The sequence below is a fragment of the Sporomusa sp. genome (genome assembly GCF_035561255.1).
Lineage (GTDB): Bacteria > Bacillota > Negativicutes > Sporomusales > Sporomusaceae > Sporomusa.
In genome coordinates, this window is the sequence record NZ_DATMXX010000148.1 from 1 (window position 1) to 7,911 (window position 7,911).

At 46.6% G+C, this 7,911-nt stretch carries 9 protein-coding genes; 5 read left to right on the forward strand and 4 right to left on the reverse strand.

The genetic code is table 11. From position 1 onward, the window contains the following. On the forward strand, positions 1–99 hold a 99-nt coding region (locus VN379_RS08425), incomplete at its 5' end, for an IS3 family transposase (RefSeq protein WP_325532776.1). Positions 100–315: 216 nt separating this feature from the next. Here the strand turns inward: VN379_RS08425 and VN379_RS08430 are convergent. After that, positions 316–1,032: an SIMPL domain-containing protein gene (locus tag VN379_RS08430; RefSeq protein ID WP_325532762.1), complete on the reverse strand. Its 717-nt coding sequence runs from the start codon at positions 1,030–1,032 to the stop codon at positions 316–318. A gap of 103 nt (positions 1,033–1,135) precedes the next feature. On the opposite strand from VN379_RS08430, the gene VN379_RS08435 reads away from it, so the two are divergent. Further along, a complete protein-coding gene (locus VN379_RS08435; protein ID WP_325532763.1) occupies positions 1,136–1,756 on the forward strand; it encodes a hypothetical protein in 621 nt (206 codons plus the stop codon). A 1-nt stretch (position 1,757) separates the two neighbouring features. Here VN379_RS08435 and ggt read toward each other — a convergent pair whose 3' ends face one another. Continuing rightward, positions 1,758–3,386 (reverse strand): gamma-glutamyltransferase, encoded by a 1,629-nt coding sequence (ggt, locus tag VN379_RS08440; protein WP_325532764.1) that lies wholly within the window; start codon positions 3,384–3,386, stop codon positions 1,758–1,760. Between the two features lie 24 nt (positions 3,387–3,410). Next, on the reverse strand, positions 3,411–4,925 hold the full coding sequence (locus VN379_RS08445) for a PLP-dependent aminotransferase family protein (protein ID WP_325532766.1): 1,515 nt from the start codon (positions 4,923–4,925) through the stop codon (positions 3,411–3,413). 113 nt (positions 4,926–5,038) lie between these two features. Between VN379_RS08445 and VN379_RS08450 the strand changes: the two genes are divergently transcribed. Together VN379_RS08450 and VN379_RS08455 are read left to right on the forward strand one after the other, a co-directional pair. Further along, a complete protein-coding gene (locus VN379_RS08450) occupies positions 5,039–5,725 on the forward strand; it encodes an AzlC family ABC transporter permease (protein WP_325532768.1) in 687 nt (228 codons plus the stop codon). Further along, complete coding sequence (locus VN379_RS08455; protein WP_325532770.1) at positions 5,715–6,038, forward strand: AzlD domain-containing protein; 324 nt, start codon at positions 5,715–5,717, stop codon at positions 6,036–6,038. The genes VN379_RS08450 and VN379_RS08455 overlap by 11 nt, the downstream gene beginning before the upstream one ends. Here VN379_RS08455 and VN379_RS08460 read toward each other — a convergent pair. Continuing rightward, a complete protein-coding gene (locus VN379_RS08460) occupies positions 6,019–7,122 on the reverse strand; it encodes a GGDEF domain-containing protein (RefSeq protein WP_325532772.1) in 1,104 nt (367 codons plus the stop codon). The genes VN379_RS08455 and VN379_RS08460 overlap by 20 nt on opposite strands. Positions 7,123–7,285: 163 nt before the next feature. On the opposite strand from VN379_RS08460, the gene VN379_RS08465 reads away from it, so the two are divergent. Continuing rightward, the gene (locus VN379_RS08465) at positions 7,286–7,822 is read left to right on the forward strand and encodes a YmaF family protein (RefSeq protein ID WP_325532774.1); all 537 of its coding nucleotides are present in this window, start codon (positions 7,286–7,288) and stop codon (positions 7,820–7,822) included. The last annotated feature ends 89 nt before the right edge of the window (positions 7,823–7,911 follow it).

The window sequence follows — 7,911 nt, forward strand, 5'->3', positions numbered from 1 at the left end:
ATAGATGAATACATTGAGTATTATAATTGTCGTCGTTATCAATGGGGATTAAAAAAGATGACCCCGAATCAATATCGGGATCATCTCATCGCTTCCTAAAACGGATTTCTTCTCACTGTCCTAATTTAGGGTACCAGTTCATGTAGCGAGTTTACGGATTTTAGGAAGACCGTCCGGCTTTTCAGCTTTTGGAGGCTTTGGGCCTAGACTTTTTGTTACTTTTGGGTCAATGCCAAAAGTAAAACCATTTCCTTGTATTCCAGGATTATCTGATATGTGCAAAGCCAAAGGACCGCGCCAGCGGTTTTTCTTACACTATTCCAGTTCTACTACTACCTGGGCATTGGCTGTTAGCATCACCAGGCCGGCTGAAATCGGTGTGGCATCGGCCATCATGCTTTTGCTGTAAAGCCGGCCGGCGATTTCTGGCGACTGAAGATTGATCCCGGTTTCAGACACTCCCTTAACCCTGACCACACGTTTATTTAGCGCAGTGGCAATAGCCTCAGCTTTGCTCATGGCATCGCGGACGGCCTGAGCCAAGGCGGCGTTTTTAAGATCAGATTCATCCTGTTTGCCAAAGCGGATGTTGTTGACTTGATTGGCACCGGCGTTAAGAGCGGTATCGATAATCTCACCTGTTTTTTCGGGTGATGCAGTTACTGTGATGCTGTTGGTAATTTGATAACCAATAATGCTGGGGGTGCGGCGGCCGCCATCATCATTTTTGTAGAGCGGTGTTACCGAATAGTGCGCCGTTTTTATGTATTCAGACTTAATTCCTAAGTCTTCCAACTGGCGGCGCAATTTTGCTGAGATCTCGGCATTTTTCGCCTGGGCAGCGGCAACAGTTTCTGCTTCTGTCAGGGTACCGAGATTGATGTAGGCTATATCCGGGGCGACTTCCTCCTGATAGCTACCGCTTACCTGTACTTCGGTAATATTTGGATTCTTTTCGGCAGCCATGCTGACTGGCAGCGCAGCTGTCATTATCAGCAGCGCTAAGGTTAATATTTTGATTGATTTAAACATCTGATCAACTCCCTTTGTATATATAAACGCAGGCGCTATGAGAAAGTAACGCAGCACAATGAGAAATACTAAATTAATAGTAAAAATATTGGAGATGATTGCTGTGGAACATCTTTTTGCCCGCTGGCAGACCTTTGTTGCACCGTTTGGTTCGGATTCTCAGTCTGCGGAAGCGGTATTTGCAATGTTGGTGGACAGCTATAGACAATACTTCCGTCACTATCATGGCATTGCTCATCTTGTTGATTGTTTTAGGTATCTGGATGAAATTAAGCAGGAGCTGGGGCAGCCTGAACTGGTGGAATATGTATTGTGGTTTCATGATATTGTCTGTGTGCCTGGTGCCCGGAGCAATGAAACATTAAGTGCTGCCGCTGCTGCGTATGCTGCGACTGAGCTTGGGCTGACGGCTGAATTTAGCCGTCAGGCTGTTAGGTTAATCTTATTGACAAATCATAGGGGCGGTAGCAGCAGCCGGGACGGGGCGTATTTGACTGATATTGATTTGGCGGTTCTGGGGCGGGACTGGAATGGATTCCTGGATTATGAGCATCAGATAAGGGCCGAGTACAGACACTTGCCTGACGCAGAATACCGGCAGGGACGGCAGCAGGTTATCGGTCAATTTCTACAACGGCCCTCAATATACCGGACCCTATACTTTCGGGAAAGGTATGAACAGGCTGCTCAATATAACCTGCTGAAGCTCAGCGAGCTGCTTTAAATCAATAGCCGATAGCCGCGCCGTCACCACGGGGATCAGCACCACCATGCTTTATGTTATTGGCGGGATCAATGAGGATAGCCCCGGCGTGCCCCATAATATCAGTAAAATTATCAACTGTCTTAACCGGGTGTCCCAGGTTGGCAAGTTGCTCAACAACTGCTGACGGTACCCGGCCTTCTATTTTAAGATCATTGGAGATTGCACCCCAGCTTCGGCCATATAGCCAGCGCGGCGCATCAATAGCGGCCTGGACATTAAAACCAAAATCTACGATTCTGGTTACCAGTGCTGCCTGTGTTTGCGGTTGGCCTTCTCCACCCATTGTTCCATAGACCAGATAAGGCTTATTATCTTTTAGCAGCATGGCAGGGTTGAGGGTATGAAACGTACGTTTCCGTGGGGCAAGACAATTTATGTGAGTGGGATCAAGGGAGAAGTAACTGCCTCTGTTCTGCAATAATATGCCGGTTTCTCGCGGGATTACCCCTGAGCCGAAATCGTAGTAAATACTTTGAATCAATGAGACGGCATTGCCCTTATTGTCTACAACCCCCAGCCAAACGGTATCACCTTTCGGATCAAGTACTGTGACTTCATTGGCAGCTTTACTCATATTAATGCGGGCAGCTAAATCGCATCCATGCTGTTTGGCTAGCAGATAACTGAGTGGTATATCGGCAAAATCCGGGTCTGTCAGCCACCTATCCCTGTCAGCAAAGGCTTGCTTGGTTGCTTCAATGAGCAAATGATAATAAGCGGCTGTTCCCTCACCGAGTGCAGTGATATCATAATTATTGAGAATGTTAAGTAATGACAGTGAGGCCAGGCCCTGGGTATTGGGCGGCAGGTTATAGGCCTGATAGTTCCGGTAACTTACACAAAGGGGAGGGACCCAGTCGGCGGTATGCTGATTAAAGTCGTCAAGGGTGAGCACTCCCCCGTTGGCTTGTAAATCAGATACCAGTTGTTTGGCTATGGACCCTTGATAAAATTCATTTGCGCCTTTCGTTGCAATTAGATCAAGGGTGGCAGCAAGATCATACTGGGTGAATAATTCCCCGGCTTGGTAGTGGTTGCCATCTTTTTTTAAGAAAGTACGGCGAAACCCCTCGCAATGGTTGAGTGAATGAAACTCCGGATTAGCCGGATCAAGTGCAGTCGATGTCCAATATGCCTGACTTGGGGTAACCGGTAACCCATTTTTGGCATAACCAATTGCCTCTGCAAGTAGATCGCACCATGGAAATAAGCCTGCCAGGTTATGCTGCGAATACTCGTACGCTTTTTGCCACCCGGAGATGACGCCCGGGACAGTATTGGCAGCCAGATAGCCCCGGGTAGGAATAGTCGTATAACCCTGAGTGTTATAATGATGAATTGTGGCACAACTGCCAGCCCGGCCACTGGCGTTTAATGATTTTACCTCACCGGTCCCGGCATTATAAATAAGCCAGAAATTATCGCCACCAATCGAATTCATATGCGGGTATACAACACTAAGGGCAGATGCAGCGGTAATAGCTGCTTCTATCGCGTTTCCTCCCTGTTTCAGGATGTTTAAGGCAGCCTGAGACGCAAGATAGTGGGGCGTGGTTACCATACCATGGGGTGCCATAATAGTAGGCATAGTATAACCTCCTCAAATAGTTCACTAAATTATAGGAGTAGCCGCCGGCCGCACATGACTGCCGGTATTGCTATTTACAAGGACCTGCAGCGCTGTACTTAAGCGTTTAATGCCTTCCAGCAGGCGTTCCTCCGAATGGGTGGTAAAGCACAACCGGAGCTCGCGGGAACCAGAGGCATCAGCATAGAAGGCTTCACCAGGCACGAAAGATACCCCGGTTTTACCTGCCTCATGCAATAACTGCCGGGTCAGGATACCCTGGTTAAGTGTGCACCAAAAATAAAATCCGCCTGTTGGCAAGGTAAAAGTCAGATGCGGGCCGCAGTAGCGGTGGAGGGCGCCGGCCACAGAGTCACGGCGCTTTTTGTATTCGGCGCGGACCGTGTCCAGGTGATCTTCAAGCAACCCTTCTGTAAGATAATCAAAAAGTAGTTTTTGGGAGATATTGCTGCTGTGAAGATCTATGTATTGTTTTTCCAGTGCAAACCGGTTAATTACAGTTTCCGGGGCAACAACCCAGCCTGTGCGCAGTCCGGGAAAAAGGATTTTGGAGAACGTACCAAGGGCAATGACACCGCCGAAGGGGTCAAGTGCTTTAAGCGAGGGGGGCGGCTGTTTATCATAATACAATTCACCGTAGGGGTCATCCTCCACAATTACCAGGCGGTGTTTGGCAGCCAGTTTTAAAAGCTCACGCCGTTCTTCGAGCGGCATAACCCGGCCATTAGGATTCTGAAATGTTGGCATAATATAGAGCAATTTTGGGCGATAGCGGACAAGGTAATCTTCTAACAGATCAAGTGGCATAGTACTTAGTGTTGGCAGACTGAGCAGGCGGGCATTGGCTGCGCTGAATACCTGGATGGCACCAAGATAGGTAGGGGACTCAACAATAACATAGTCACCAGGTTCCAAAAACACCTTTGCGATTAAATACAGCCCTTGTTGTGAGCCACTAACGATCATCGTATTCTCCGGTGTAATAGCATAGCCTTTGTTTATCAGCCTGGCAGCCAAAGCCTGGCGCAGCGGCATGTAGCCTTCTGTTGGGATATGGCCCAGGTCAGAACCGCTGAGCTGGGAGGACTGTTGGCTGAACAGCCTGTGAAAGTGCTTAAGCGGATAGAGGGTGGGGTCAGGCATACCTGCAGCCAACGAGATAATATCCTCAGTGGTGGCAGATGCGATCAGTTCACGTAGAATTGATGCCAGATGGGTATTAGGACTTGGGGTAAATAACTGGGACCAGGGCACGGCGGGGTTTGGTTGCAGGGGTGGTGTCAAATCAGCCACATAGGTGCCACTGCCGATTTTGGTAATGATGAGTCCTTGCTCCTCTAAACGCCGGTAAGCATTTATTGCTGTTGTGCGGCTTACCCCTAACAGGACAGCCAGTTCACGTTCGGGTGGTAGTTTACTCCCGGCAGGCAAAATCCGGTTTTGAATTTTTTCAGCAAATAAATTTGCTATCTGGCTGTAGAGCGACAGTGTTGAACGCGGTGTAAGCAAACCCTTATTAATTATTTTGGATATATCCATTTCAAATAAAACTCCCTAAATATCCAATTATCTTCTTTGATTTAGTAATTGGATATTTACAATGTTTTTCCTGCCAAGTAATATAAAATAAATACAAAAAAGGTGGGGGAGTTATGAAAGATTATATGCAAGGGGTGCAGGATAGCCTGCCTGTCATGCTGGGGGTTGTACCCTTTGGTATTACCTGCGGGGTGATGGGGCTGGCGGCAGGTCTGACGCCTGTAGAAACAGTACTTATGTCATTACTGGTCTTTGCCGGAGCGGCACAATTTATCGGTATCACAATGTTAGGGGCTGGGATTACTGGTTGGGGTCTTATTGTATTTACTACACTATTAATCAATCTAAGACATTTATTGATGGGTGTGTCCCTGGCGCCACATTTGCTAAAGTTACCGCTTGCCCGGCAACTGCTGTTAACATTTTCTCTGACTGACGAGTCTTATAGCGTTACAATGAACCGGACGGATAAAGAAGGGTATAGTGCCGATTATCAGATGGGGAGCAGCTGGGCCTTTTATTTTATCTGGGCCGCCTCTACGACCATTGGTGTATTAGTGGGCAGCTATATACCTGACCCACTGGCCTGGGGTCTTGATTTTGCAATGCCGGCTACTTTTCTGGCAATGCTGATGCCGCGGCTGACAAATCATGTCAGTGTTGCAGTCTGCCTTGTTGCTGCTATAGTAGCCGTAGTGGGAGCAGCCTATTTTCCGGGGAAATGGTATATAATAGCCGCCTGTTTGGCTGCAAGCATTACAGGCGGCATATTAGAAAAGGAGGATAAACATGCGGTATGAAATTATGCTGATTATTTTGGGGATGGCAGCAGTAACCTTTTTTACCAGATTTGGGGCGGTTGCATTATTGAAGAAAACTGGCTTGCCAACCTGGTTTGAACGCTGGTTTAAACATCTTCCGACTGCTGTTTTAACAGCGTTGATCGTGCCGGGGGTGATTTTGCCACAAGGCTGGATTGATTTGTCGCTGAACAATCATTATCTCCTGGCTGGAATTCTGACTGCTGTTGTGGCTTATCTGTGCCGGAATGCTATCCTTACTATGGGAATGGGTCTAATCGCAATTTTGTCTTTTAGGTGGTTTGGTATATAGAAACTGTATTGCGTCCGTCATTTTTGGCTTGCTGCAGGGCTTGCTCAACCTGGGCGATAAGCTGCTGAACCGACAAGGGACCGCCGGTATAGGTGCAGATACCAATACTGACAGTAATTCTATTGGCAGGTTGATGTTCTTCGTTAGGAAAAGGATATCTCTCGATGCTGACGCGCAGCCTGTCAGCAGTGGCTATTGCCTGGAATTTATCAACATCAGGCAGGATGATGATAAATTCTTCGCCGCCAAACCGCCCGGCTAAATCATTGTTGCGAATGTAGGTTTTTAACAATGTGGATATTGTGACAAGCACTTCATCACCCTGAGTGTAACCGGAATGGTCATTATATTGCTTAAAATGGTCAATGTCCATCATAAGGACACTCAGTGAACCGCCATATGAGGATATCTTTGCCATTTCCTCATCCAGGAATTTTATCGATTGGCTGGTATTACACAGACCGGTTTTGCAGTCAATGAATGATGCTTGCTCAAGAATGTTTTGAACATGCGCAAGTTCGGCAGCCTTATTTTTCAGCTTGGCAGTCATAATATCCAAATCCTTTTCATTTTCACTAATTATACCGACCGGCAGACGGTATAGCAGGGTATTTGTCAATAGTCCCAGCCCGAAGAAGATACCAACTAAGAGCATTGTAGACATAATTACACTAGTAGCTGTGGCTGTTAGCTCAATGTAACCATAGGGTGTGCCATGAAAAGTGAGATCTACACGCCGGGTAACATCAAATATTGATGGTGAAGGTGTTGTGGCTGAGCTTTCACTGTTTAACCAGTTGGTGGTTATTTTGAGATGCTTTATATCAGGTTTTTGCTGATAGTGCGAAACCAACCTGTTAAGCAGCTGTAAGTTGTGTTGATGCGCATCTGGGCTGCTGATAATGATTTCCTGTGCCTCCCGGGCAATTTGTTGAGCGAGGGCTGCTGTGTCGGCTTGTTTAGCTCTCCAGGCCCAACCGAGATATGTTAGTGGTGTGCATAAAGAGATTAAAAGACCGGTTATTATGGCCAAGACAAACATACGGGTTGCAAGTAGTTTACCGAATTTTTTATCTTTGGGCATTACGTCCCTCCATACAAGAACTTGATTGCTTGTTACTATACTATATGCTTAGTAAAAGTAAGTTGACACATTTAAATAATATGTAAACTTAATTACTAGTAGCCAATGCTCAGTTTAAAGCATAGGATATGGTATACGAAATCTTTTGGAGGTGCGACAGGCTATGCCTATCAATGGAGAAGATCGTAAACCTAAACATCACCACAATAAACCCCGGCCCAATATGTTACATGTTCATACTTATCTTACTGAGGTCGATGTGGCTGATGACCATCAGCATATTATTTTGGGTGTTAGTGGCCCGGCGCGGGAAAGGGGTAGATCCCATGTTCACAGAATCCATGGCCGAACTTCCTTTATTGTTGAAGAAGGGGAATGTGGCCACTGGCATACCGAAGATGTTATGACCGGCCCGGCCATTGAGATGCCGGACTGTAACCATGTCCATTATTTCGAAGGTACAACAAGTGAAGATGATGATCATTGCCACACTTTTGCCGGTGCTACCGGTCTTGGACCATCTGACCGCGATTCCGACGACGATGACTGCTGCGAAGAAGAAGAAGATGATGATTTCTGTGAAGAAGATGATGATGACCACAATTGCTGTGAAGAAGAAGATGATGACTGTTGTGACATGCCGAAAGCTATGCCTAAGTATAAATATAAATTTGGTAAGCGGCCGGAAGAAGAAAAATAACCTGAACAACAAAAAGCAACCGTCAGCAATTATGCTGGCGGCTGCTTTTTGTTGTTGGAATAAACGCAGAACGTTTTTCGATATAAATC

Coding starts and splice junctions, on each gene's coding strand:
- VN379_RS08430 (WP_325532762.1), bottom strand. CDS start 1,032: ATGTTTAAATCAATCAAAATATTAACCTTAGCGCTGCTGATAATGACA.
- ggt (WP_325532764.1), bottom strand. CDS start 3,386: ATGCCTACTATTATGGCACCCCATGGTATGGTAACCACGCCCCACTAT.
- VN379_RS08445 (WP_325532766.1), bottom strand. CDS start 4,925: ATGGATATATCCAAAATAATTAATAAGGGTTTGCTTACACCGCGTTCA.
- VN379_RS08450 (WP_325532768.1), top strand. CDS start 5,039: ATGAAAGATTATATGCAAGGGGTGCAGGATAGCCTGCCTGTCATGCTG.
- VN379_RS08455 (WP_325532770.1), top strand. CDS start 5,715: ATGCGGTATGAAATTATGCTGATTATTTTGGGGATGGCAGCAGTAACC.
- VN379_RS08460 (WP_325532772.1), bottom strand. CDS start 7,122: ATGCCCAAAGATAAAAAATTCGGTAAACTACTTGCAACCCGTATGTTT.
- VN379_RS08465 (WP_325532774.1), top strand. CDS start 7,286: ATGCCTATCAATGGAGAAGATCGTAAACCTAAACATCACCACAATAAA.